Source organism: Mycobacteroides immunogenum (genome assembly GCF_001605725.1).
Classification (GTDB): Bacteria; Actinomycetota; Actinomycetes; order Mycobacteriales; family Mycobacteriaceae; genus Mycobacterium; species Mycobacterium immunogenum.
This window is the reverse complement of record NZ_CP011530.1, coordinates 1,580,008-1,604,334: the sequence shown is the minus strand read 5'-3', so window position 1 is coordinate 1,604,334 and position 24,327 is coordinate 1,580,008. Positions and strand designations below refer to the sequence as shown.

Annotated in this window: 22 protein-coding genes and 1 rRNA gene; 10 read left to right on the top strand and 13 right to left on the bottom strand. The window is 65.4% G+C overall.

The annotated features are described in order from the left end of the window. Window positions 1-4: 4 nt before the first annotated feature. From ABG82_RS07965 to clpS, 5 genes are read right to left on the bottom strand one after another with little or no spacing between them, the layout of a single operon-like run. The gene (locus tag ABG82_RS07965) at window positions 5-277 is read right to left on the bottom strand and encodes a MoaD/ThiS family protein (RefSeq protein ID WP_043076063.1); all 273 of its coding nucleotides are present in this window, start codon (window positions 275-277) and stop codon (window positions 5-7) included. A gap of 18 nt (window positions 278-295) precedes the next feature. Next, window positions 296-709, bottom strand: coding sequence for a Mov34/MPN/PAD-1 family protein (locus tag ABG82_RS07960; RefSeq protein ID WP_043076064.1), 414 nt, complete (start codon window positions 707-709; stop codon window positions 296-298). A gap of 37 nt (window positions 710-746) precedes the next feature. Continuing rightward, window positions 747-1,739 (bottom strand): P1 family peptidase, encoded by a 993-nt coding sequence (locus ABG82_RS07955; RefSeq protein WP_043076065.1) that lies wholly within the window; start codon window positions 1,737-1,739, stop codon window positions 747-749. Next, window positions 1,736-2,323 (bottom strand): oxidative stress transcriptional regulator AosR, encoded by a 588-nt coding sequence (aosR, locus tag ABG82_RS07950; RefSeq protein WP_043076066.1) that lies wholly within the window; start codon window positions 2,321-2,323, stop codon window positions 1,736-1,738. The genes ABG82_RS07955 and aosR overlap by 4 nt, the downstream gene beginning before the upstream one ends. Before the next feature lie 11 nt (window positions 2,324-2,334). After that, a complete protein-coding gene (gene clpS, locus ABG82_RS07945) occupies window positions 2,335-2,637 on the bottom strand; it encodes an ATP-dependent Clp protease adapter ClpS (protein ID WP_043076067.1) in 303 nt (100 codons plus the stop codon). Between the two features lie 117 nt (window positions 2,638-2,754). On the opposite strand from clpS, the gene ABG82_RS07940 reads away from it, so the two are divergent. Genes ABG82_RS07940 through ABG82_RS07920 form a run of 5 tightly spaced genes read left to right on the top strand, consistent with a single transcriptional unit; the run spans window position 2,755 to window position 8,770 of the window. Continuing rightward, on the top strand, window positions 2,755-4,059 hold the full coding sequence (locus ABG82_RS07940) for a nicotinate phosphoribosyltransferase (protein ID WP_043076068.1): 1,305 nt from the start codon (window positions 2,755-2,757) through the stop codon (window positions 4,057-4,059). Window positions 4,060-4,077: 18 nt separating this feature from the next. Then, the gene (locus ABG82_RS07935; protein WP_043076069.1) at window positions 4,078-4,671 is read left to right on the top strand and encodes a TetR/AcrR family transcriptional regulator; all 594 of its coding nucleotides are present in this window, start codon (window positions 4,078-4,080) and stop codon (window positions 4,669-4,671) included. 25 nt (window positions 4,672-4,696) lie between these two features. Beyond that, the gene (locus ABG82_RS07930; RefSeq protein WP_043076070.1) at window positions 4,697-5,251 is read left to right on the top strand and encodes a nicotinamidase; all 555 of its coding nucleotides are present in this window, start codon (window positions 4,697-4,699) and stop codon (window positions 5,249-5,251) included. A gap of 8 nt (window positions 5,252-5,259) precedes the next feature. Further along, the gene (locus ABG82_RS07925) at window positions 5,260-7,305 is read left to right on the top strand and encodes an ATP-dependent DNA helicase (RefSeq protein ID WP_043076071.1); all 2,046 of its coding nucleotides are present in this window, start codon (window positions 5,260-5,262) and stop codon (window positions 7,303-7,305) included. Window positions 7,306-7,324: 19 nt separating this feature from the next. After that, window positions 7,325-8,770 carry a neutral zinc metallopeptidase gene (locus ABG82_RS07920; protein WP_043076131.1) on the top strand — a complete coding sequence of 482 codons (1,446 nt, stop codon included), beginning with the start codon at window positions 7,325-7,327 and terminating at the stop codon, window positions 8,768-8,770. A gap of 8 nt (window positions 8,771-8,778) precedes the next feature. On the opposite strand, the gene glgP is transcribed toward ABG82_RS07920, so the two are convergent. Continuing rightward, window positions 8,779-11,409: an alpha-glucan family phosphorylase gene (glgP, locus tag ABG82_RS07915; protein ID WP_043076072.1), complete on the bottom strand. Its 2,631-nt coding sequence runs from the start codon at window positions 11,407-11,409 to the stop codon at window positions 8,779-8,781. 177 nt (window positions 11,410-11,586) lie between these two features. Between glgP and ABG82_RS07910 the strand changes: the two genes are divergently transcribed. The 3 genes from ABG82_RS07910 to ABG82_RS07900 are packed head-to-tail and all read left to right on the top strand — an operon-like array spanning window position 11,587 to window position 17,389. Further along, window positions 11,587-13,668 (top strand): maltotransferase domain-containing protein, encoded by a 2,082-nt coding sequence (locus ABG82_RS07910; protein ID WP_043076132.1) that lies wholly within the window; start codon window positions 11,587-11,589, stop codon window positions 13,666-13,668. Beyond that, window positions 13,665-15,881 (top strand): 1,4-alpha-glucan branching protein GlgB, encoded by a 2,217-nt coding sequence (glgB, locus tag ABG82_RS07905; RefSeq protein WP_043076073.1) that lies wholly within the window; start codon window positions 13,665-13,667, stop codon window positions 15,879-15,881. The genes ABG82_RS07910 and glgB overlap by 4 nt, the downstream gene beginning before the upstream one ends. Window positions 15,882-15,934: 53 nt before the next feature. Beyond that, window positions 15,935-17,389 (top strand): neutral zinc metallopeptidase, encoded by a 1,455-nt coding sequence (locus tag ABG82_RS07900; protein WP_043076074.1) that lies wholly within the window; start codon window positions 15,935-15,937, stop codon window positions 17,387-17,389. Between the two features lie 31 nt (window positions 17,390-17,420). Here the strand turns inward: ABG82_RS07900 and ABG82_RS07895 are convergent, their stop codons facing one another. From ABG82_RS07895 to ABG82_RS07885, 3 genes are all read right to left on the bottom strand, one after another. After that, window positions 17,421-18,350, bottom strand: a complete 930-nt coding sequence (locus tag ABG82_RS07895) for a co-chaperone YbbN (protein ID WP_043076133.1) — start codon at window positions 18,348-18,350, stop codon at window positions 17,421-17,423. A 34-nt stretch (window positions 18,351-18,384) separates the two neighbouring features. Beyond that, complete coding sequence (locus ABG82_RS07890) at window positions 18,385-18,738, bottom strand: DUF3817 domain-containing protein (RefSeq protein WP_043076075.1); 354 nt, start codon at window positions 18,736-18,738, stop codon at window positions 18,385-18,387. 62 nt (window positions 18,739-18,800) lie between these two features. Further along, window positions 18,801-19,997, bottom strand: coding sequence for an acetyl-CoA C-acetyltransferase (locus tag ABG82_RS07885; RefSeq protein ID WP_043076076.1), 1,197 nt, complete (start codon window positions 19,995-19,997; stop codon window positions 18,801-18,803). A gap of 62 nt (window positions 19,998-20,059) precedes the next feature. Here ABG82_RS07885 and mce point away from each other — a divergent pair, with 62 nt between their 5' ends. Further along, window positions 20,060-20,533, top strand: coding sequence for a methylmalonyl-CoA epimerase (gene mce, locus ABG82_RS07880; protein ID WP_043076077.1), 474 nt, complete (start codon window positions 20,060-20,062; stop codon window positions 20,531-20,533). On the opposite strand, the gene ABG82_RS07875 is transcribed toward mce, so the two are convergent. Together ABG82_RS07875 and nucS are read right to left on the bottom strand one after the other, a co-directional pair. Beyond that, window positions 20,530-20,838: a hypothetical protein gene (locus tag ABG82_RS07875; protein WP_043076078.1), complete on the bottom strand. Its 309-nt coding sequence runs from the start codon at window positions 20,836-20,838 to the stop codon at window positions 20,530-20,532. The genes mce and ABG82_RS07875 overlap by 4 nt on opposite strands. A 1-nt stretch (window position 20,839) precedes the next feature. Beyond that, a complete protein-coding gene (gene nucS / locus ABG82_RS07870; RefSeq protein WP_043076079.1) occupies window positions 20,840-21,538 on the bottom strand; it encodes an endonuclease NucS in 699 nt (232 codons plus the stop codon). Between the two features lie 36 nt (window positions 21,539-21,574). Between nucS and ABG82_RS07865 the strand changes: the two genes are divergently transcribed. Next, window positions 21,575-23,185, top strand: coding sequence for an adenylate/guanylate cyclase domain-containing protein (locus ABG82_RS07865; RefSeq protein ID WP_043076080.1), 1,611 nt, complete (start codon window positions 21,575-21,577; stop codon window positions 23,183-23,185). Window positions 23,186-23,191: 6 nt separating this feature from the next. On the opposite strand, the gene ABG82_RS07860 is transcribed toward ABG82_RS07865, so the two are convergent. Both ABG82_RS07860 and rrf read right to left on the bottom strand, forming a co-directional pair. Further along, a complete protein-coding gene (locus ABG82_RS07860) occupies window positions 23,192-24,055 on the bottom strand; it encodes a DUF4436 domain-containing protein (RefSeq protein ID WP_052510909.1) in 864 nt (287 codons plus the stop codon). 99 nt (window positions 24,056-24,154) lie between these two features. Further along, a 5S ribosomal RNA gene (gene rrf, locus ABG82_RS07855) occupies window positions 24,155-24,271 on the bottom strand. Between the last annotated feature and the right edge of the window lie 56 nt (window positions 24,272-24,327).

The window sequence follows — 24,327 nt, the reverse complement described above, 5'->3', positions numbered from 1 at the left end:
GCCGCTAGCCACCGGCCACGGCGGGCAGGATGGTGACCGAATCGCCATCGGCGATCGCGGTGTCCAGCCCACCCGAGAACCGCACATCCTCGTCGTTGACGTAGATGTTGACGAAGCGGTGCAGCTTGCCGTCATCGACGAGTCGCTCGGAGATTCCCGAATAGTTGGACTCCAGGTCCGCGATCACCGCTTGCAGCGTGGAACCCGTTGCGTTGACACGCTTCTCACCGCCGGTGTGAACCCGCAGGATGGTGGGGATCGATACTTCAATCGACATGGTGGACAGTCCTTTTCTCTAGTACTGCTCGACGATGGTGATGTCCTCTTCGGTGACCACTCCATCGATGATCCGATAGCTGCGCAGTTCATGCTGCTCGGGATCTCGGGTGGACACCAAGACGTAGTGGGCATCTGGCTCGGCGGCCAAGTTGATATCGGTGCGACTGGGATAGGCCTCTGTTGCGGTGTGGGAATGATAGATAACCACCGGCACCTCGTCGGCGTCATCCATCGCGCGCCAAACCCGAAGCTGCTCACCGGCATCAAAGCGATAAAAAGTCGGAGACCGCTCGGCGTTGATCATGGCGACGTGCCGCTCGGCGCGATCGGTGCCCTCCGGTCCCGCCAGCACCCCGCACGCCTCGTCCGGATGGTCCGCGCGGGCATGCTTGACCATGGCGTCGACCAGGTCGGCACGAATACGAAGCACTACCGGTCCTTCCTACCTTGTGGGGCCACAACGGCCACTACGAAAACGCTCCTGGCAACACGTCACGATATGCGGGTATTCCGGCCACGCTCGCGGCGCCCACCACCGCGCGCACGACGGCGCGCTCCACACAGTCGGCGGCCGCGATCCCGACCGCGGCGGTGAGGGCATCTGCATCGCCCCCGCCCGTTCCCGTCGCCAGCACGTACAACGTGTCCCCATCCATCGGGGTATGCGCGGGCCTGACGGCCCGCGCCAGCCCGTCATGGGCGGCGATGGCGACGCGACGGCACTGCGCCTTGCTCAGGGCCGCGTTCGTGGCCACCGCGCCGATCGTCGTGTTCAACGACACCGACTTGTCGGGCAGCCCTCGCAACTTCTCGACCTCGGCGGGCGGAGGCACACTCAGCTCGGACAGAATATCGGCGCTCCACGGCAGGCCTGTTGCCGGATTGATCACCAGCCCAACAGGGTTCGCGACGACCACGGTCCCGACGACTATCCCGTTGCCTAAATCCACACTGGCGGACCCCACACCACCCTTGAGAGTGCCTGCCCTGGCCCCTGCACCGGCACCCACCGACCCCCACGCAGGGGCATTGTCAGCGAGTTCTGCCGCGCGGTAACCGAATTCAGCGTCGGGCCGATTTCTCCAGGCACCTACCGGAAGATCAAAAATGACCGCACCCGGCACAATAGGCACGGTACCGCCGGGTAACGCCACTCCCCTGCCCTGTTCCTCCAGCCAGCGCATCACCCCATCGGCGGCGGCCAGGCCGTAGGCGCTCCCGCCGGTGAGCACCACGGCGTCCACCGTCGAGACCGTATTGGCGGGGTCCAGCAGATCGGATTCGCGCGTGCCCGGAGCGCCGCCGCGCACATCGACAGCACCCGTCGTCCCCGGCGGGGTCAGCACCACAGTGGTACCGGTGGCCCAGCCCGCTCCGAGACGCGCATCGGCGTCTACTCGCTGGTGATGGCCCACGAGTATTCCCGGAACGTCTGTGATCGCCCCCGAGAACTGGGTCATACCGCCGATTTCCCCATCAGGGCAAGCACCAACAGCTCCTGCATCACGGTCAGCCAGTGATAGATGTCCATGTGCCCGGCCATGGGGTCATCGATGGGCAGCTCCTGGGGTCCGTCACTATCGATTCCGAGCATTGCCCCCAGCGCCAACCGCACGTCGTTCAGCGCGGTCAGCCACGCCTGCGCGTCGGCTTCGGACAACTCGAAGCGCCCCCCGTCCGCGGGAAGTGTGCGCAACAATCGTTGCCCGGCCTCGCGTTTGGCGTCGATGATGTCCGGCTCATAGAGACTGCGTAAGGCACTGTTGAGACCGCTGACAGCCTCGATGCTGCTGGTGCCGTCCTGATCGGGCCGATGAAAGTCAGGGAGAAGCCGCCCCAGGGTGACATCGCTGGGGGCCTCGGTGTTTCCGGTACGAATACCGGTCAGCTGCGCCAGTTCGTCACTGGGCGCTGCCGATTCCCGCTCGTCCAGCATCGCCAGCATGGACGTCACCATGGACTGCACCAGTGCCGCCTCGTGCGGCTCCATTTCCGAACGCAACCGAATGCCATCGGAGGCGTTGACGCGCTTCCATTTTCGCACGAATCAGCGGCTCATCGGTCCTGCTGCAGGGTGGCCCACAGTCCCGCGGCATGTAGCTTGCTGACGTCGATCTCCATCGACTCCCGCGCACCGCAGGAGACCACGGCCTTACCCTCGTGATGGACCTGCAACATCAAATTGGTGGCCTCGGTCTCGCTGTAACCAAAAAGCTGCTGGAACACGTAGGCGACGTAGTTCATCAGGTTCACCGGGTCATCCCAAACAATGGTGACCCACGGCGACTGGGTCTGGTCGACATGTTCGACAGACCTCTCCGCAGTAGTACCTGGCAATGCTCGCGCCGGTGCGCCCATGGCCCCAGAATACCGGGACCGCTGAGTCTGTCAGCACGAAGTTCGGAGTTTCCCGCGAACGCCCGACGCCGCCGAGCGGCCATTCATACCCCGGGATATCCCGCTAACGTGGCGCACATGGCGCATCCGTCCACGTCATTGCTCACCGACAAATACGAGCTCACCATGCTCGCCGCCGCCCTTCGCGACGGCACCGCGGGCCGCCAGGCCACTTTCGAGGTGTTCGCCAGAAGACTGCCCGACGGGCGCCGATATGGGGTGGTCGCGGGCACCGGCAGGTTGCTTGAGGCGATCGGTGAATTCCGGTTCGGATCCGACGAGCTGACGTCACTGTCCACCTTTCTGGACGGCGATACCCTCGACTACCTCGCCGCCTACAGCTTCAGCGGGGATATCGACGGCTATCCCGAGGGTGAGCTTTATTTCCCAGGCTCCCCTGTGCTCACCCTGCGCGGCTCCTTCGCCGAATGCGTCATCCTGGAGACCTTGATCCTGTCGATCCTGAATCACGACAGCGCCGTCGCCTCGGCGGCCGCCCGAATGGTGTCGGCGGCCGGGGGCCGCCCGTTGATCGAGATGGGGTCACGGCGCACGCACGAGCTCGCCGCGGTGGCCTGTGCCCGCGCGGCCTATCTCGCCGGGTTCGAGTCGACATCCAATCTGGAGGCGCAACGCCGCTACGGCGTGCCCGCGCGGGGCACCGCCGCACACGCCTTCACCTTGCTGCACGCGAAGGACGGGATGAGCCCCAGCGAGGCCGAACGTGAGGCATTTCGGGCTCAGGTGGAGGCGCTCGGCGTCGGCACCACCCTGCTGGTGGATACCTACGACATCACTGCAGGGGTAGAAAACGCCATCGCCGTGGCGGGCCCCGAACTCGGCGCGGTGCGCATCGACTCGGGCGACCTGGGCATGCTGGCCCGGCAGGTTCGGGCGCAATTGGACGATTTGGGCGCACCCCGAACACGCATCGTCGTCTCCGGCGATCTCGACGAATACTCCATCGCGGCACTACGCGCCGAGCCCGTCGACAGCTATGGCGTGGGCACCTCAGTGGTGACCGGCTCGGGGGTGCCCACCGCCGGCATGGTCTACAAGCTCGTCGAAATCGATGGCATTCCGGTGGCTAAACGCAGCAGTCACAAGGAATCTCATGGTGGCCACAAATGCGCCCTGCGCATTGCCAAACCGACAGGCACCATCACCGAGGAAGTGGTGTACCGCGCGGCCACCGGCCGGCCCGCGGTCACCGAGCCGCACCGGACGTTGACCAGCGCGCTGGTACGCGGCGGCACGCCCGTCACAACCGACACCCTTGAGGACGCCAGGGAACGGGTACGCACCGGGCTACTGAGCCTGCCGTGGGAAGGCTTGGGCCTTTCCCACGGGGATCCTGCGATTGCGACCCGACTGGTGGGATAATTCGGGGCCGGAGGTCACATGGCTGCCAGAAGGCAATGGGCGGGAACCACTCCCGAGGAGCGCCGAGCGACGCGTCGGCGCGCACTGCTCGACGCGGGTATCGACGCGCTCGGCGCGGTTGACGGACCCGCGTTGACCATTCGCACCGTGTGCCGATCTTCCGGTGTATCTGAACGCAATTTCTACGAAGAGTTCAGCGACCGAGACGACTTCGTGCGTGCGGTGTACCAGGACGTACTCGAGTCCGTGATGCGCGTTGTCACCGAATTCGCCCCCGAGGGGGATGATTTGGAGACCCGCGCGGTAGAGACCTTCATCGGCGCCACTGTCGACAACCCCGTGTACGGACGCATCCTGATGGTGGCCCCGTTCACCGAACCCACCCTCGGCAGCGCCGGCTTCGCGGGCTCCATGGCCTTTGCCTCGCTCGCCGAGAAGGCACTGGTCGATGTCGATGATCCGGGACGCCGCCGGTTCCTGTCGGTATCACTCGTCGGTGCCGCCTCGGGCGCCATCATCGACTATCTGCGCGGAGATCTGGCCATCAGTCGCGACGAGCTCATCGACTACATCTCACGCATGGGCCGCCAAGTGTCGGCCATCTTCGACTGAGCACCGGCCGGGGTACCGTCGATCCGTGGGCAGGGCACTTATCGTCGTCGACGTGCAGAACGATTTCTGCGAGGGCGGATCGCTGTCCGTGCCCGGTGGCGCCGCCCTCGCCCGGGAACTGAACGGTTTGACCCAGTCCGGCGCGTACGAGGCGGTCGTGGCGACACGGGATTTCCACGTCGACCCCGGCAGCCACTTTTCCGAGGCGCCGGACTTCCAGACGAGCTGGCCGCCGCATTGCCGGGCCGACACCCCCGGCGCAGACTTTCACCCCGACCTGGACCTCGGCCCCATCGACGAGGTGTTCTCCAAAGGCGCCTATAGCGCGGCATACTCGGGGTTCGAGGGGGTTTGTGTCGACGGGACCACGCTGTCGGCGTGGCTGCGGAGCCGAGAACTGGACAGCGTTGACGTGGTGGGCATCGCCACCGACTACTGCGTCGCGGCCACCGCCCGGGACGCGGCGCGCGAGGGGCTGCACACCCGCGTGCTCACCGCGTATTGCGTTGGTATCAACCAAGAATCAGAGATTCGCGCCCTGGACGAGCTCCAGGGCGCCGGCGTCGAGGTAATCCGCTGAAGGAGAAATTGAGCGACGCATCCGTATCGGCCACCGGCCTGCTCGCCACCGCTGTCGCCGCACTCGGCGGCACCGAGCGCTCCGGGCAGCTCACCATGGCCACCGCCGTAGAGCACTCCCTGCACAGCGGCGAGCATCTGGTGGTCCAGGCCGGCACCGGCACCGGTAAATCTCTGGCGTATCTGGTGCCGGCACTCGCCCACGCCATCGAGGAATCGTCACCGGTGGTGGTCTCCACGGCAACCATCGCGCTGCAGCGTCAGCTGGTAGATCGCGATCTACCTCGTCTCGCCGAGGCGCTGACACCGGCACTGGAGCGCAAGCCCAGGTTCGCGATCCTCAAGGGCCGGGGAAATTACCTGTGCCTCAACAAATTACATAACGGTGCCGCGGCCGAGCAGGAGGCGCCAGACACGCTGTTCGAGCCCTTCGCGGCCAGCGCGCTGGGCCGCGATGTGCAGCGGCTCAACGAATGGGCGGATACCACCAAGACCGGGGACCGCGACGAACTCAAGCCGGGCGTGCCTGATCGTTCGTGGTCGCAGGTCAGCGTGTCGGCGCGCGAATGTCTCGGTGCCACCCGGTGCCCTTTCGGCACGGAGTGCTTCGCCGAGCTGGCCCGGCTCGACGCCGGCCAGTCCGACGTGGTGGTCACCAATCACGCACTACTGGCCATTGACGCCATCGCCGATATCAACATCCTGCCCGAACATGACGCGGTGATCGTCGACGAAGCTCACGACCTTGTCGACAGGGTGACAAGCGTTGCCACCCAAGAACTCTCGGCGGTCGGACTCACTGTCACCATCCGCCGGATAGGCCGCTTGGTGTCGCCCGAGACGGCGAGCCGTTTCGAAGCCAGTTCGGCGACGTTCTCGTCACTGATTCACGACAGCAGGCCCGGCACCATCGACCGCGCGGACGAGGAAACCGTCACCTACCTGACCGCGCTTCGCGATGCCGCGGCCGCGGCCCGTACCGAGATCCCCACGGGCCAGTCGACCGACCCGGCCACCGCTTCAGCACGCACGGAAGCGATTGCCGCGCTGGATGACATCGTCGACGCCGCGTCCTTGGCATTAACCTGCTGGGCCGAACCCGACATCACCGCGCGTCCCAATGTGGTGTGGTTGGATCACGAGGACAACCGGGGCTCGATACGACCGGTCCTGCGGGTCGCCCCGCTCTCGGTGGCCGGACTGCTGCGTACCCGGCTGTTCGGACAGCGCACCGTCGTCCTCACCTCCGCGACCCTGGCACTCGGCGGCAAGTTCGACGCGATGGCCGCATCCTGGGGGCTGCCGCCGCGGACCACCGATACGGATTCCACTACCGAGCCCAAGGCCACCTGGCATGGCATCGACGTCGGATCTCCGTTCCAACACGAGAAGTCGGCCATTCTCTATCTGGCGCGCCACCTTCCCGCACCCGGCCGCGACGGCGTCGGCGCGGCAACACTCGATGAGATCGAAACACTGATCCGGGCGGCAGGCGGGCGTACCTTGGGGCTGTTCTCCTCGATGCGCGCCGCCAAGGAAGCCTCCGAGGTGATGCGCACCCGACTCGACACCCCGGTGCTGTGCCAGGGCGACGACACGACCTCTATCCTCGTCGAGCAATTCAGCGCGGACGCGCGGACCTCACTGTTCGGCACCTTGTCACTGTGGCAGGGCGTCGATGTACCCGGCCCCTCGCTGTCCCTGGTACTCATTGACCGAATTCCCTTCCCCCGCCCCGACGACCCGCTTCGCGCGGCCCGGCAACGCGCGATCAGCTCACGCGGAGGCAATGGGTTCATGGCGGTGGCAGGCACCCAGGCCGCACTGCTGCTGGCGCAGGGCACCGGACGGCTACTGCGCAGTGCGCAGGACAGAGGTGTTGTCGCGGTGCTCGATTCGCGGATGGCAACGGCGGGATACGGCGGATTTCTGCGCGCGTCGCTGCCGCCGTTCTGGTCGACACACGATCTGTCGGTGGTCACCGCGGCACTGCAGCGCCTGAGGAACAAGCATGACCCGACCTATGCTGGAGGAGGTTCCCCCGCTCGGGGATGACCACGACAGGGAGACGGCCATGTCGAATCCGGCCCGGTGGTTGCGCACGCCGACGGTGATCCTGGCCTGCTGCGCCCTCGGGCTGACGGGATGCACGAATAGCGTTGACGGTCTGGCAGTTTCACAGCTCGGAAATGCGTACCAAATCGCCGGACTTCCTGTCCTCGACGGCCCTTCCGGCCTGCGCGCCAACCCCACACCGGCCCCCAGGACCGCGCGCGGCACCGATGACGGCGCGATGGACCGGCTCGCGGTCGCCGCCATCGCCGATATCGAGGACTTCTGGCGGGAGGCCTACCCCAAGACCTTCTGGGCCGCGTTCCGCCCCGTCGAATCCTTGACGTCCTGGAACAGCGACGACCACGCCGCCACGGAATTCTGTGGCCATTCCACCGGCGGCTTCGACAACGCCGGGTACTGCGTCGATCAGAACGGCCTGGGCTGGGACCGCGGCGTACTGCTGCCCAAGCTGGTGCGGATGTTCGGCCCCATGGCGGTACCGATGACGCTGGCCCACGAGTACGGGCACGCCGTCGCACACCAATCGGAGATGGTGGATTCGCGAACGCAGACATTGGTCGGCGAGCAAATGGCCGATTGTCTCGCCGGCACGTATCTGCGATGGGTGGCCCAGGACAGCTCACCGCGATTCACGCTCAGCACCGGCGACGGCCTCAACAAGGTCATCGCGGCACTCATCGCCTTCCGGGATGACCCGATCGAACTCGTTGACGCCATCGACTCGCACGGATCGGCATTCGACCGGGTATCGGCGTTCCAGCGCGGATTCGTCGACGGAGCAGGCCAATGCACCCGGATCGACATGGCCGAGATCACCCAGCGCCGCGGCGGAGTACCGGCAGACCTACCGGCCGGCCAGCCGACAGAGATGCCGGTCACCGTGGATACCTTGCGCACGCTGGCGATGGTGCTCACCTCGGTGTATCCATCGTCCACCGACACCGCGCCGCACCTCGCCCTGTCCGGAGCTGCCTGCGATGAGCCCGGCCGCCGCGTGGAATCCTCACCGGCGGTGTATTGCCCGGGTTCCAACACGGTGGCCCTGGATCTGCGGGGACTGACCGACCTAGCACGGCCCACTCATGACCAGGGCCAAATAACCGGCGATTTCACCGCGTACTCGGTGGTCATCTCGCGCTACGCGTTGGCGGTCGAAAACCAACACGGTCTACCGCTCGACAATGGGCAGAGCGCACTGCGCACCGCCTGCCTGACGGGTGTGGCATCAGCCGCCCTGGCCAAACCCACCACGCCCGGCCGGGAACCGAATCCGATGGTGCTGGGCGCGAGGGACTTCGACGAAGCCGTGTCGGGCCTGTTGACCAATGGCATGGTGGCCAGCGATGTCAACGGAACCACCATCCCCGCCGGCTTCTCCCGCATCGATGCCTTCCGTGACGGGGTGGCCGGCACCGCTGATCGCTGCCTCACCCGCTACGGCTGACCGCGCCGCTAATGCTCCAGGTCGCTGGCGGCCAACACCGCCAGACCCAATTCGCTGTCACTTGCCAGCAGTGGGTGGTGCGGCAGCACCCGTACCGTATAGCCGACAGACCCCGAGACCGGCAATGTGGTTGCGGTAGAGAACGTCTCCACCCCGCCGCCACGGCTACCGGTATGCGTCATCGGGACTATCACCGAATCGGAGAGCTTGTCGTCCAAGTCGACTCGCCCGATGACGGCCTGCACCGCCACCTCCGACGGCGCCAGCCCGGCCAGCTGTACCGAGGCGGTCAGCGTCAACGGCGATCCCAGCAGCGGCGTGTCCGGCAGGCCCGAACTATCGACCTCGGTGATGACCAGGGACGGCCATACCTGTTGCACCCGTTCCCGATAGCGCGCCAGCTCCTTGGCCGGCGTGAACGAGTCGTCCGCGCCCACGGTGGCACGCAGCGACCTGGCCGCCGGGGCGTAATAGCCGACGGTGTAGTCGCGCACCATCCTGGATGCCAACACCTTCGGCCCCAGCTTCTCCAGGGTGTGGCGAACCATCTCGACCCACCGCTGGGGCGTGCCGTGCTCGTCACGTTCGTAGAACTTGGGCGCCACCTTCTGCTCGAGCAGCTCGTAGAGTGCCGCTGCCTCCAGGTCATCACGCCGATGGTCGTCGGTGACTCCCTCGGCGGTCGGTATTTCCCAACCGTTTTCACCGTCGTACCACTCGTCCCACCAGCCGTCGCGGATGGACAGGTTGAGCCCGCCGTTCAGGGCGCTCTTCATACCCGAGGTTCCGCACGCCTCCAGCGGCCGCAACGGATTGTTCAGCCACACATCGCAACCGAAGTACAGGTATCGGGCCATCGACATGTCATAGTCCGGCAGGAAGGTGATGCGGTGCCGCACATCGGCTTGATCGGCGAATCTGACGATCTGCTGGATAAGCCCCTTGCCGCCGTCATCGGCGGGATGCGACTTGCCGGCCACGATCAGCTGCACGGGATGCTTCTCGTCGAGCAGCAACTCGCGCAGCCGGTCCGGATTGCGCAGCATCAGGGTGAGCCGCTTGTATGTCGGCACCCGGCGCGCGAAGCCGATGGTCAGTACGCCCGGATCGAAGGCGCTGTCCACCCAGCCCAATTCAGCCTCGGCAGCGCCGCGCTGCAGCCAGGACGCGCGTATCCGCCGCCGCACATCCTGGATCAGCTGCTCACGCAGCTGCGATCGAATCCACCAGATGTGCCCGGGGTCAACATCGTGAATGCGCTCCCAGCCGCTGGCATCGTCGAACGCCTCGGCGCCGACCAGTTGTTGCCCCAGTTCCAGCCATTGCGGTGCCGCCCAGGTGGGCGCGTGCACGCCGTTGGTGATCGACCCGATGGGGACCTCGGCGGCATCGAACGACGGCCACAGGCCGTTGAACATCGCCCGGCTCACCTGGCCGTGCAGCAGTGATACGCCGTTGGCGCGCTGTGCCAGACGCAGCCCCATGTGGGCCATGTTGAACGTGGAGGGATCGTCCTCCGCCCCGAGCGCGATGATGCGGTCCACCGGCACACCCGGCAGCAACGTGGAATCACCGGACTCACCGAAGTACCGGCGCACCAAGTCGACGGGGAATCGGTCGATACCCGCCGGAACCGGAGTGTGCGTGGTGAATACGGTGCTGGAGCGCACCACCGTCAGTGCTGTTTCGACATCGAGTCCGTGCTGTCCGACGTACTCCCGAATGCGCTCCAGGCCCAGGAACCCGGCGTGCCCCTCGTTGGTGTGGAACACCTCAGGTGACGGCGCATCCGGCCCAGAGGCACTAGACGAGACGTACGCGCGGATGGCGCGCACACCGCCGATCCCGGCCAGGATTTCCTGCTTGATGCGGTGATCCTGGTCGCCGCCGTACAGCCGGTCGGTGACATACCGCAGTTCTCGATCATTCTCTGCGATATCGGAATCCAAGAGCAGCAACGGAATTCGGCCCACCTGGGCAATCCAGATGCGGGCCGAGAGCACGCGATCCTGCGGCATCGGCACGGTGATCAGAATCGGGGTGCCGTCGTCGTGCGCAAGCAGCCGCAACGGCAGTCCTGCCGGGTCGATCAGCGGGTACTGCTCGGTCTGCCAACCGTCGGCGGTCAACGACTGCCGGAAGTACCCGGACCGGTAGTGCAGACCCACCGCGACGAGCGGCAGCCCCAGATCGGACGCCGCCTTCAGATGATCACCGGCCAGGATGCCCAGACCACCGGAGTAGTTGGGCAGCACCTCCGAGACACCGAACTCCATCGAGAAGTACGCGATCGCGGTGGGCAGCGCGGCACCCGCACCGCCGTCCTCTTCGACGCGCTCCTGCTGGCGCTGGTACCACATCGGCCGGCTCAGGTAATCGTGCAGATCGGCTGCCAGTGCCGCCACCCTGTCGACGAAGCCGTCGTCGGCCGCCAGCTCATCGAGCCGCTGCGCGGGCACCGATCCCATCACCGCGACCGGGTCATGGTTGGTCTGTTCCCACAGTTGCTGGTCAATGTCGGCGAAGAGATCGCGGGTGGGCTGATGCCAGGACCAGCGCAGGTTGTTGGCCAACTCGCCCAGCGCCGCCAACCGCTCCGGAAGATGGGCACGAACCGTGAATCGACGTAGGGCTTTCACCCTTCAGAACCTTACTGAGATTTCGGTGAAGCGCATGCCCTGCGGCATTTCCCCACCGACACGCCTGCTGGTGGCGGTTCCGTATCGCACGTTTCCGCCACCAGCCGGCGTGTCGAAGACGGTTCGGTACCTGCTTCTGTCCCGCGCGGCAAGGGCACGTCTACTACGGTGGACGTGGTGACCGGACGCATAGGCATCGACGATGTCGCCCCCGTGATCTCGGGTGGACGCTATCCGGCCAAGGCCGTCGTGGGCGAGGTCGTGCCGGTGGCCGCCACCGTCTGGCGGGAGGGCCATGACGCGGTCGCCGCAACCCTGGTAGTGCGCTGCCTGGGCCCCCACTACCCGCAACTCGCGGAGGGACCACTGCGCCGCATCTCGGCCCCTCGCGAAAAAGACAGAAACGCGGCGCGCGTCAAGCCGCTGCATGTTCCGATGCAGCCGGGCGGAGCTCTCGACCGATTCCACGCCAGCTTTATGCCGGACCGGGAGGGGCTGTGGACCTTCCGGGTCGACGGGTGGGGTGATCCGGTCGCAACCTGGCGCCACAACGTCGCGGCCAAGCTGGAGGCCGGCCAGGGCGCCGCCGAACTGGCCAACGATCTGGAAATCGGAGCCCGCCTTTTCGAGCGTGCGGCGGCCGGAGTGCCGCGGAAGCGCCGCCAGCCACTGCTGGACTCCGCGGAAGCGCTGCGCGGTCACGACGATCCAGCTACCCGCTTTCAGCACGCGTTGTCAGCCGAAGCCCTGGCGTTGCTCGACGAATTCCCGTTGCGTGACCTGCTCACCCGGGGAACCCAGTACGGCATCTGGGTGGACCGCAACCGCGCGCTGTACGGCGCCTGGTACGAGCTGTTCCCGCGCTCCACCGGCGGGGTCGGACCGGACGGGCGGCCCATGCACGGCACTCTCGCCACCGCTGCCGCCGACCTCGCCCGCGTGGCCGCAATGGGATTCGACGTGGTGTACCTACCACCGATTCACCCCATCGGCGAGATAAACCGCAAGGGCCGCAACAATAATCCTGTTGCCGAGCCCGGCGAGGTGGGCTCACCGTGGGCAATCGGCAGCGCCGCGGGCGGCCATGACGCGATCCACCCCGAACTCGGCACGCTCAAGGACTTCGACCGATTTGTCTCCACCGCACGCAAACTGGGCCTGGAGGTGGCGCTGGACCTGGCGTTGCAATGCGCGCCAGATCATCCCTGGGTGAGCACGCACCCCGAATGGTTCACCGAGCTCCCCGACGGGACCATCGCTTACGCCGAAAACCCCCCGAAGAAGTACCAGGACATCTACCCGCTGAACTTCGACACCGATCCCGCGGGCCTGTACACCGAGGTACTGCGCGTGGTCCAACATTGGGTAGCCCACGGCGTCAAGATCTTCCGGGTGGACAACCCCCACACCAAGCCGCCCGACTTCTGGCAATGGCTGATCAGCGAGGTCAAAGCGGCCGACCCCGACGTCCTGTTCCTTTCTGAGGCCTTCACCCGCCCGGCCCGGCTCTATGGTCTGGCGCGGCTCGGCTTCACCCAGTCGTACACCTACTTCACCTGGCGCACCGGGAAAACCGAGATCGCCGATTTTGGCAGGGAGATCGCCGCGCAGGCAGACCTGGCGCGCCCCAATCTCTTCGTGAACACCCCGGACATCCTGCACGCCAGCCTGCAATACGGCGGACCGGGCATGTTCGCCATCCGCGCCGTGCTGGCGGGGACGCTGAGCCCCACCTGGGGTGTGTACTCCGGATACGAACTCTACGAACATGTCGCGCTGCGCGAAGGCAGCGAAGAATACCTCGATTCAGAGAAGTATCAGTTGCGCCCCCGCGATTACAAGGGGGCCGCGGCGCGGGGTGAATCATTGGAGCCATTCATCACCCGCCTCAATGAAATCCGGCGCCTACACCCGGCGCTGCACCAACTGCGCAACATCACCTTCCACCATGTCGAGAACGACGCACTGCTCGCGTACTCCAAGTTCGATCCGGTGACCGGCGATGCGGTCTTGGTCGTGGTGAATCTCAATCCCTTCGGCCCCGAGGACGGCACCCTCTGGCTCGAACTGCCCGCACTCGGCCTAGATTGGCACGAAACCTTTTGGGTACGTGATGAACTCACCGGCGAGCAGTACCGCTGGGGCCAGGCCAACTACGTGCGGCTGGACCCCCTGGCCTCTTCCCGGCAAGTGGCGCACATCTTCAACCTCCCGCAGGTTCGGGAACCTGCCCGAGCGCAGCTGGTGTGCCGCCCATGAGTAAGAAAAGGGCGGTATCGCCAATCCTGGCACCGGATCCAGCCGAAATAGCCCGACTGACGGCGGGCACCCATCACAACCCGCACTCGATCCTGGGCGCGCATGAGTACCCCGGCTCGGGCCGCAAGGGGCACACCGTTATTCGCGCGTTCAAACCGGGCGCCAGTGCCGTCGCCGCCGTGGTGGGTGAGGCACTGCATCCGATGGCCGATCTCGGATCGGGACTGTTCGCCGTGGCGCTGCCCTTTCTGGACCTCCTGGACTACCGCCTCGACATCGACTACGGCGATACCGCGCTCGTCACCGCCGACGCCTACCGATTCCTGCCCACCCTCGGCGAAGTAGACCTGCACCTGTTCAACGAGGGCCGCCACGAACGACTCTGGGAGATCTTGGGCGCGCACCCGCGCTCATTCGTCACCGCCGACGGCGAGGTCAGCGGCATATCGTTTGCGGTCTGGGCACCCAATGCGCGCGGCGTCTCGGTGATCGGCGATTTCAACGGGTGGAACGGAAATGACGCCCCCATGCGCACCCTGGGCTCGTCAGGAGTCTGGGAGTTGTTCTGGCCGGGCATGACGCTCGGCGCGCTGTACAAGTTTCGCGTGCATGGCGCCGACGGATCGGTGACCGATCGCGCCGACCCGTTCGCATTCGCCACCGAGCTGCCACCGGCCACCGCGTCGCGGGTCACCGCCTCCTCGTACTCCTGGGAAGACGGCGAATGGATGGCGCGGCGCGCCTCCCGCAACCCGGTGTTCGAGCCGATGAGTACCTACGAAGTACATCTGGCATCGTGGCGCCCCGGACTCAACTACCGCGAGCTGGCCAAGGAGCTCACCGAATACATACTGGCACAGGGGTTTACCCACGTCGAGCTGCTACCGGTGGCCGAACATCCCTTCGGCGGATCCTGGGGTTACCAGGTGACCTCGTACTACGCCCCCACCGCACGGCTCGGCACCCCCGACGAGTTCCGGTACCTGGTCGATGCCCTGCACCGGGCCGGCATCGGCGTGCTCGTCGACTGGGTCCCCGCCCACTTCCCCAAGGACGCATGGGCACTGGCCCGCTTTGATGGAACCCCTCTGTACGAACACGCCGATCCGCACCGTGCCGAACAGCTGGATTGGGGCACATACGTTTTCGACTTCGGGCGCCCCGAGGTCCGCAACTTCCTCGTCGCCAATGCCCTGTTCTGGCTCGACCAGTTCCACATCGATGGGCTGCGTGTCGACGCCGTCGCGTCAATGCTCTACCTGGACTACTCGCGTCCCGCGGGCGGCTGGACGCCGAACATCCATGGCGGCCGCGAGAACCTGGAAGCCGTCCAGTTCCTGCAAGAGATGAACGCCACGGTGCACAAGCTGCATCCCGGGATCGTCACGGTGGCGGAGGAATCCACCTCCTGGCCCGGGGTGACACGGGCGACCAGCCTTGGCGGACTTGGCTTCTCCATGAAGTGGAACATGGGCTGGATGCACGACACCCTGGGCTACCTGGGGCGCGACCCCATCCACCGCAGCTTCCACCACCACGAGATGACCTTCTCGATGTTGTACGCGTTCAGCGAGAACTTCGTGCTACCCATCAGCCATGACGAGGTGGTGCACGGCAAGGGCACCCTGTGGACCCGGATCCCCGGTGACGACCACGCCAAAGCCGCCGGACTGCGCTGCCTGTTGGCATACATGTGGGCGCACCCCGGCAAGCAACTGTTGTTCATGGGACAGGAATTCGGCCAACGTGCCGAATGGTCCGACGAGCGCGGCGTCGACTGGTTCCAGCTGGGCGAAGACGGGTACTCGCCGGGAATCGCGGCGCTGACCGCCGACCTGAACCTGGCATACCGGCAGCGGCGCGCCCTCTGGTCGCAAGACACCGCGCCCCAAGGGTATTCGTGGATCGACGCCAACGACTCGGCCAACAACGTGCTGAGCTTCCTGCGGTTCGGGGACGACGGCTCGGTGCTGGCATGCATCTTCAATTTCGCCGGCGTCGAGCACAGCAGCTACCGCGTCGGCCTGCCCCTCACCGGCCGCTGGCGCGAGGTCATCAATACCGATGCGCTGCAATATCGCGGCAGCGGTGTCGGGAACCTCGGCGAGGTCATCGCGTCGGCGAACCCGTGGCACGGCCGTCCCGCCTCCGCCACGCTGGCGCTGCCGCCCGCCGCGGCCATCTGGCTTGAACCCGTCTCTGAGCATCTGTAGAAAACATTAGGATGCGCTAGACGCAGGTTCGCGTAGTCAAAAGGGGTGGCTCGATGTCCAAACGCTGGATGGCACTGCTGGTGGGGTTGGTACTGGTCATCACCTCGTGTGGCCGCCCGCTCGGCGGGCAAGCCCAGTCGATCTACGCCGACCCGCTACGCGTTGCCGGCATGCCGGCTGTCGACGGCCCGTCGGGCATGAAACCCGGAGTGCAGGTTCCCAAGCGCAAGATCGAGAACACCGACAACGGCGAGATCGACGATTACGTCAAGGTCTCTCTCGCCGATATCGAGGATTTCTGGACGCAGTTCTACGGTGACTCGTTCGCGAACTTCCGCCCCGTGTCCCGGCTCATCTCCGCCGACTCACGCAAGAACAACGACAACCTGGAGTTCTGCAAGGGCAACCTGACCGACTTCGTCAATGCCGCGTTCTGCCCGCTGGACAACTCGTTCGCCTGGGATCGCGGTCAACTGTTTCCCTTCCTGCGCAAGCAGATGGGCGATATGGCCATGAACACCGTGATGGCCCACGAGTACGGCCATTCGATCCAATTCCATGCCCAGCTCATCAATCCGATCAACGATCCAAAGATGAGCAAGGACCAGATCGAGTACCTGTTAGACCTGAATCAAGAGCAACAGGCCGATTGCTTCGCGGGGGCCTATCTGCGCTGGGTCACACAGGGCGACTCGCCGCGGTTCACGCTCAACACCGCCGACGGGCTCAACAAGGTGATGGCCGCGATGATCGCGATCCGCGACAACGACACCAGCAAGAAATGGGCCATCCACGGTTCGGCGTTCGAGCGGGTGTCGGCTTTCCAGTTCGGATTCACCGACGGTCCCATGGCCTGCAAGCGCATCGATTCCCAGGAGATCATCAAGCGCCGCGGCGAGCTCCCCCGCGGCCTCGGCGTGGGCCCCAACGGCGACAACTGGCCCATCAATCCGGACACTATCGGCGCGGTGCTGTCCGCCGCGTCGCAGGTGTTTCCCATGGACAACCCGCCCAAGACGGTCTACGGCGACGGAAAATGCTCCGACGGCTCGGGCACGGCACCCGCCTCGTTCTGCCCCAAGGACAACACCATCGCGCTGGACCCCCAGGCGCTGCAGAAGATGGCGAAGCCCGTCACCGACCGCGCACTGTTCTCCGCGCAGGTGAACGGCGACTACTCGGCGTTCAGCGTGATCGTCTCGCGCTACGCGCTGGCAGCCGAGAAAGCCGCCGGACTGGAGACCGAGGGCATCCTGACCGGACTACGCACCGCGTGTCTGACGGGGTACTTCACTTCCCGTGCCGCGGGTAAGGGCATCGTGACACCACGCGCGCCGGTCATTCTCTCCGGCGGTGATCTCGATGAGGCGGTCTCCGAATTGCTTTCCAGCGGTAGGGCTTCCAGCGATGTGAAGGGCCAAACCGCACCGGCCGGATTCTCCCGCATCGACGCGTACCGGATCGGCGTGCTCGGCAACGATCAGACCTGCGCCAAGCGCTTCCCCTAGCCGGATCCGCGCGAGCGGGACACAGCGGAGGTCAGAACAGCGCGTTGGCGAGCTTGCGGCGTCCCGCGATCACCGCGGGATCGGCGGGATCGAACAGCTCGAACAACTCCAACAGGCGGGCACGCACCGCGGCCCGCTCGTCGTCGCTGGTACGGCGAACCAGCGCGACCAATCTGTCGAAAGCTGAATCCGGCTGCTGGGATAGCACTTCCACATCGGCGGCGGCCAAACCGGCCTCAACATCGCCCGGCGCGGCATTGGCGGCGAGCACCGCATCCTGACGCTGCGCCGTCGCCCGGATGAGGAAAGCGATCTGGCGTACTGACGCGGTCGCCTCGATCGCCACCGCACCGGTGGCGCCGTCGTCGAGCAAGCCTTGGTAGGCGGCGCGAGCGGCCTCGAAATCTCCCGAATCCAGCGCGTCACGCGCGGCCGCCAGCGCGGGGTCGGTGTTGTCTTCGGACTCCTCGCCATCCTCGTCATCCGATACCGGTGCGTCGGGCAGCTTCCCTGCCACCGCGTCGAGAATCGAATCGAGCCAGCGCCGCAGCTGGTCGGCCGGCTGCGGCCCGGCGAAGCTGGTGATGGGCCGCCCAGCGGCAACTGCCACCACAGTCGGCACTGCCTGTACGCCGAAGACCTGCGCGATCTGCGGGTTGGTATCGACGTTGACCCGTGCGAGTGCCCACTTGCCGCGGTCCTCGGCCACCAGGTCATCCAGTGTCGCGGCAAGTGTCGCCGAGGCATCGCTACGCGGCGATCCCAAGAGCACAATGACGGGCACGCGATTGGACTGCGCCAGCACTTCGGCCTCGAGGTTGGCCTCGGTTACTTCAACAGTCCATTCACCGCCCGCCGCGGGCTCGCGAGACGCCGCAGGCTCCTGCGCGCGCTGCTTGAGGGCAGACAGGTCGACGGCTCCGGACATGGCCGCAGCCATCGCGGGACGTGGTCGGGTCACGCCCTCCAGTCTGTCACGGCGCGCGGGCCGCGCACTACGGTGCCGTGTCGCCTGCCGCCGCAGCACCCCCGAGTGGCAATTTACCCGTCTTATCAGCCCATATGACAAAGATCACACTGCACAATGGGGCAACGCCAGCTAACAGCGCGAGCAACCAGGTGAGTGGCTTCCAGCGATATTCGCGTCCTGCCAGGAACCCCACCACCAGATACGCGATGAAGATGACGCCGTGGATCCAGCCGAAAACCTTCACGCCGATCTCATTGCCGGGGTCCGGTACGTACTTGAAGAACATTCCGGTGAGCAGACCTGCCCAGCTGACGGCCTCGAGCAACGCGACGGTACGGAACCTGCTCGCAGTGCTGCGCAGGTCGAAAAGCTGTGTCATGCCCTCAGTCTGCCCGATGCGGTGTCCAACACCGCATCGGACCTACTACAACACGTCGTAAATCACACCCGGACGATGAGGGCATCACCCTGACCGCCGCCGCCGCACAGCGCCGCCACCCCGATGCCACCGCCGCGGCGCTTGAGCTCCTGCGCCAGATGCAGCGTGATCCGGGCACCTGACATGCCGATCGGGTGACCGATCGCGATCGCACCACCGTTGACATTGACCTTCGCCGGATCGATACCCAAGTCCTTGATCGATGCCAGCCCCACCAGGGCGAAGGCCTCGTTGATCTCGACCAGGTCGAGCTGCTCGGGAGAAATCCCCTCCCGCTCACAGGCCTTCCGAATGGCGTTGGCGGGCTGCAGTTGCAGACTGGAATCGGGGCCGGCGACAACACCGTGTGCGCCGATTTCGGCGAGCCACTCCAGGCCCTCGCGCTCCGCGCGCTCCTTGCTCATCACCACCACGGCGCACGCACCATCGGAGATGGGCGACGACGATCCCGCGGTGATGGTGCCGTCCTTGCTGAAGGCCGGACGCAGCCCGGCCAACGAGGCCGCCGTGGTGTCGGCGCGGATGCCCTCATCCTCGGAGAACTCGATCGGGTCGCCCTTGCGCTGCGGGATCTGTACCGAGACCACCTCATCGGCAAAGGCGCCGTCCTTCCACCCGCGGGCCGCGTTCTGGTGCGAACGTGCCGCGAACTCGTCCTGCTCCTCGCGGGTGAACGTGGCCGAGCCTTCCTCGGCATTGCGCTGCTCGGTGAGCAGGCCCATCGCCTGGTCGGTGAAGGCGTCATGCAGGCCGTCGAAAGCCATGTGATCGATGAGCGTCACGTCGCCGTACTTGAATCCGGCACGGCTCTTGGGCAGCAGATGCGGGGCATTGGTCATGGATTCCTGCCCACCGGCGACCACCACCTCAAACTCACCGGCCCGAATCAGCTGATCAGCCAGGGCGATGGCATCGACACCGGACAGGCACACCTTGTTGATGGTGAGTGCCGGAACATCCATACCAATGCCGCCGGCAACAGCGGCCTGGCGCGCGGGCATCTGGCCCGCACCCGCGGTGAGGACCTGACCCATGATCACGTAATCCACGGCCTCCGGGGCCACCCCGGCCTTCGCCAGCGCGCCGGCGATAGCGATACCACCGAGTTGAGCACCGGAGAAGTCCTTCAAAGATCCCTGGAACCGGCCAACCGGCGTACGCGCTCCAGCAACTATTACGGACCTATTTGTCGGGGCCATGGGAGTCCTTCCGTAACTTTCTTGATTGGACGCCGTTTTCTGGAACGGGTTACCGTTGCGTTATGACGACTTCGTCTCCTCTTGATGTACCCGCGATCTTATCGACCGGGTTGGTGACCGCCATCGACCACGTCGGCATCGCCGTGCCCGACCTCGACGCGGCAATCGAGTGGTACCACGAGCACCTGGGCATGATCCTGGTGCACGAGGAGATCAACGAGGGTCAGGGTGTCCGCGAGGCCATGCTGTCCTTCCCCGGAGCCGAGCCCGGCAGCGCCCAGATTCAGCTGATGTCTCCGCTCCACGCGGCCTCTCCCATCGGCAAGTTCCTGGACACCAAGGGACCGGGCCTGCAGCAGCTGGCCTACCGGGTCACCGATATCGACGCACTGACAGATCAGCTGCGTGCCGCGGGTGTTCGGGTGCTCTACGACGAACCGCGCGTCGGCACCGCTAACTCACGCATCAACTTCTTGCATCCCAAGGACACCGGCGGCGTGCTCATCGAGCTGGTGCAGCAGACGGAGTCGCACTAGCTCCACCTGCGCGTCGGACTTCGGTTCGCGCGGTTGGTCCAGCACGGAGTGTGCCAGTGCCGCCGGTCATCCATACCATCGTCGGGGCCACTCGTGGCGGGCCACACCACCACGTGGGCTACCCCCATGGCGATCTCGTGATCGCATCCCGGGCAGCGGTACACCTTGATGGCTCGTGCTCCCGCGATGCGGCGCACGTGATAGTCGAAACCATCGGTGCCCTGCTCGATCCGATCGCCGCCGATCGACAGCGCCGCCGGGATCTCGCGGCGTGGCGGCTGACGCCGCTTCCCATGACGGACCATGTCAGAACAAACGGAACTCGTCCGAGTCCATTCCCCGCATTGCGTCGTAATCCAGTGTGAGGCATCGAATTCCGCGATCCTCGGCGAGCGTGCGTGCCTGCGGCTTGATCTGTTGCGCAGCGAACACGCCCGCTACCGGCGCGAGCGTGGTGTCGCGGTTCAGCAGCTCGAGATAACGGGTCAGCTGCTCGACACCATCGATCTCGCCGCGGCGCTTGATCTCCACCGCCACCGTCGCACCATCGGCGTCGCGGCACAGCAGATCGACCGGGCCGATCGGCGTCATGTACTCGCGGCGCACCAGGGTGTATCCCTCGCCGAGCAGCGCGACATGCTCGGCGAGCAACTCCTGCAGATGCGCCTCCACACCGTCCTTGACCAGTCCCGGGTCCACCCCGAGTTCATGCGCGGAGTCGTGCTCGATGTTCTCGATGGTGATCCGCAGCTGCTCCCCTGCTTTGTTCTCCACCACCCAGACAGTCGACGCGCCGGACTCCGTGGTGTCGTCGCCGCCGTCGCTCTCGGTTTCGGTGAGCCAGCACGGTGGGCTCATCCAGTTCAGCGGCTTGTACGCACGGTCATCGGCATGCACGCTCACCGAACCGTCGGCCTTGATGAGCAAGAGCCGCTTGGCCGATGGGAGGTGGGCGGTCAGCCTGCCGACATAATTAACGGTGCACTGAGCTACGACGAGACGCACCGGCCCACTGTATAGGGCGTTAGGCTGGCGACAACTATGGCAAACGAGTCGATTCGCGCAGTGTCGCGGCGAGTGGGCGCGGCACTGGCTGCTGTCACCGGGCAGACCGGTCGACTTGAGGCCGGTGCCGGCTATGGTTCCTGGCTGCTCGGCCGATATGACGAGAGCACCCTCATTCAGAGGATCCGCATCCAACTGATCCTCACGGTGTTCGTGGTGGCCGCGAACCTCATCGGCATCGGAGTCGTCCTGCTCTTGGTGATCGTGGCGATCCCGGATCCCAACGTGTTCGATGCCCCAATTTGGCTCAACTTCATCGTGGTGCCGGTGTATGTCTCCCTGGCAATCCTGATCGGGGCGATTTGGGGCACGCGGCGGATTTTCAAGGCGGTGCGCTGGGCGATCGATGAGCGCACACCGACAAAGGCCGACCAGCGCAACACCTTTGCGGTGCCGCGGCGGCTCACCGTCGTCGAGGCAGTCTTGTGGGCTGGGGGTACCGCCCTCTTCACCACGCTCTACGGGCTGCAGAATCCGCTCTACATCCCGAAGATCTTCTTCGCCGTCGGCTTCAGCGGGGTCGTCGTCTGTGCCGCCAACTACCTTTTCACCGAGTTCGCGATGCGGCCGGTGGCCGCCCGCGCCCTGGAGGCGGGGGCCCGTAAGCGCCGGCTCGCGTCCGGGATCATGGTGCGCACGGTGCTGGCATGGACGCTGGGGTCGGGGGTTCCGGCCGCGGGCATCATGCTCACCGCGTTCGGCTCACTGATCTTCGGCAACTTCACCATCGATCAGCTCGCGGTCGCGGTCATCATTCTTTCGTCGTTCCCGGTTGTATTCGGCCTCATCCTGATCTGGATCGCATCGTGGATGACCTCCACCCCGGTCAAAGAGGTGCAGGCCGCGCTCAAGCGTGTCGAGCAGAACGACCTGGATGTGAACCTCGTCGTGTACGACGGCACCGAATTGGGTGAGCTGCAGGCGGGTTTCAACACCATGGTCGAGGGCCTGCGTGAACGCGAGCGGGTGCGGGACCTTTTCGGTAAGCACGTGGGTCGCGAGGTGGCCGCGGCCGCCGAACTGCAGCAGCCCGAACTCGGCGGCGAAGAGCGCCATGTCGCAGTGCTTTTCGCCGACATCGTAGGTTCCACACGCCTCGCCGCCACACGGCCCGCCGTAGAGGTGGTGGCCCTACTGAACCGCTTTTTCGCTGTCGTCGTCGAGGAAATCGACCGCTTCGAGGGCATGGTCAACAAATTCGAGGGAGATGCCACCCTCGCGGTGTTCGGCGCACCCGTCCGCCAAGATCGCCCCGAAAGCCAGGCCCTGGCCGCCGCACGTGCCATCGCCCGCCGGCTCCGTACCGAGGTGCCCGAATGTCAGGCCGGTATCGGAGTCGCCTCCGGACAGGCGGTAGCCGGAAACATCGGGGCCCACGACCGATTCGAGTACACCGTGATCGGTGATCCGGTCAACGAGGCAGCCAGACTCTGCGAGCTCTCCAAGACGGTGCCGGGGCATTTGGTCGCGTCCCTCGATACCGTGTTGCGCGCACACCATCGCGAAGCACTGCATTGGCGCTCGGGCGATACGGTCACGCTGCGCGGTCGCACCGAGCCGACCGACCTTGCCGTTCCGGTGGCCTGACGACGATCAGTCGGACTGCTTCCACCACGCCTCGACGTACAACACCATCGCCACCACCAGGGCGATCAGCACCCACAGCACCAGTGCCTGATCTATCCAGGCACCCGGCGGCGGTGCACCGGGCAGGATATTGCGCAGCGGCACGATCGCGAACAACATCGTGCCGAACCACGTGGTCAGCGGCGGGTGGAATTTCTTGACACCCCGTACGGTCTCGATCGCCACGATCAGGGCCATCGTCGGCAGCGTGATCAAGACCAGACAGATACCGACATCGAACGCCAAGGTGCCACGCGCCCGCACCAATCTGATCGCTGTTTGATCGCCCTTGCCCGCAGGGGCCGGTGATGTCGCCGTCGATACGCGCCAACCACCCAAGCTGCCGATGACCTCAATCCGCGCGGGGACCGGACGGCGTCCCTCACCGTTACCCACCATGACTTCCGCACGCAGATTTCCGGTCGAGTACTCATCGAATGGCCATGATTGGGCATCGCCGGTGGCAATCAGCGTGTCGTCCATGGCCGCGGGCAGTGTGCCGCGAGGAAAGTACCGTTCCCCATAATCCAGCGACGACACCAATCGGACCGACATGTCCGCACTCAACAGACCGAAGCCGTCGAGGGCTGTCTTCGCGGGCAGTACCACCACCTCGGCATCCAGCCGATTGTTCACCGTGCGTAGGTCCTGCAAGTCGATGACCACCACGGTCTCATTGTCACGAGACAGATCCAGATCGGCCGACGCCGGCCCCGAGTGGTGATCCAATAGCCGATAGATAGCCAGAAAACCCACGTAGATGACCAGGACGAGGATGACTGCACCCACTGTGGTCGCCGTGGGTTTGAGCTTGAAGCGTCGCGTGAACACGTGCTCTGGCCCCTATCTCTGCCGTGGCCTGGTTTGTGGAATTTAGCATTTGGGGTATGAAAATGCCCCCCAGTTTCCTGGGGGGCATTTCCAATGTGTGTTCGGCGGTGTCCTACTCTTCCGTTCCGTGTCGAGAACAGTACCATCGGCGCTGAGAGGCTTAGCTTCCGGGTTCGGGATGGGACCGGGCGTTTCCCTCTCGCTGTGGCCGCCGTAACTCTTTCGTGTGTTTAGTACACACAAGTTATCTGGTGGTGGAGTGTGGTTATCCA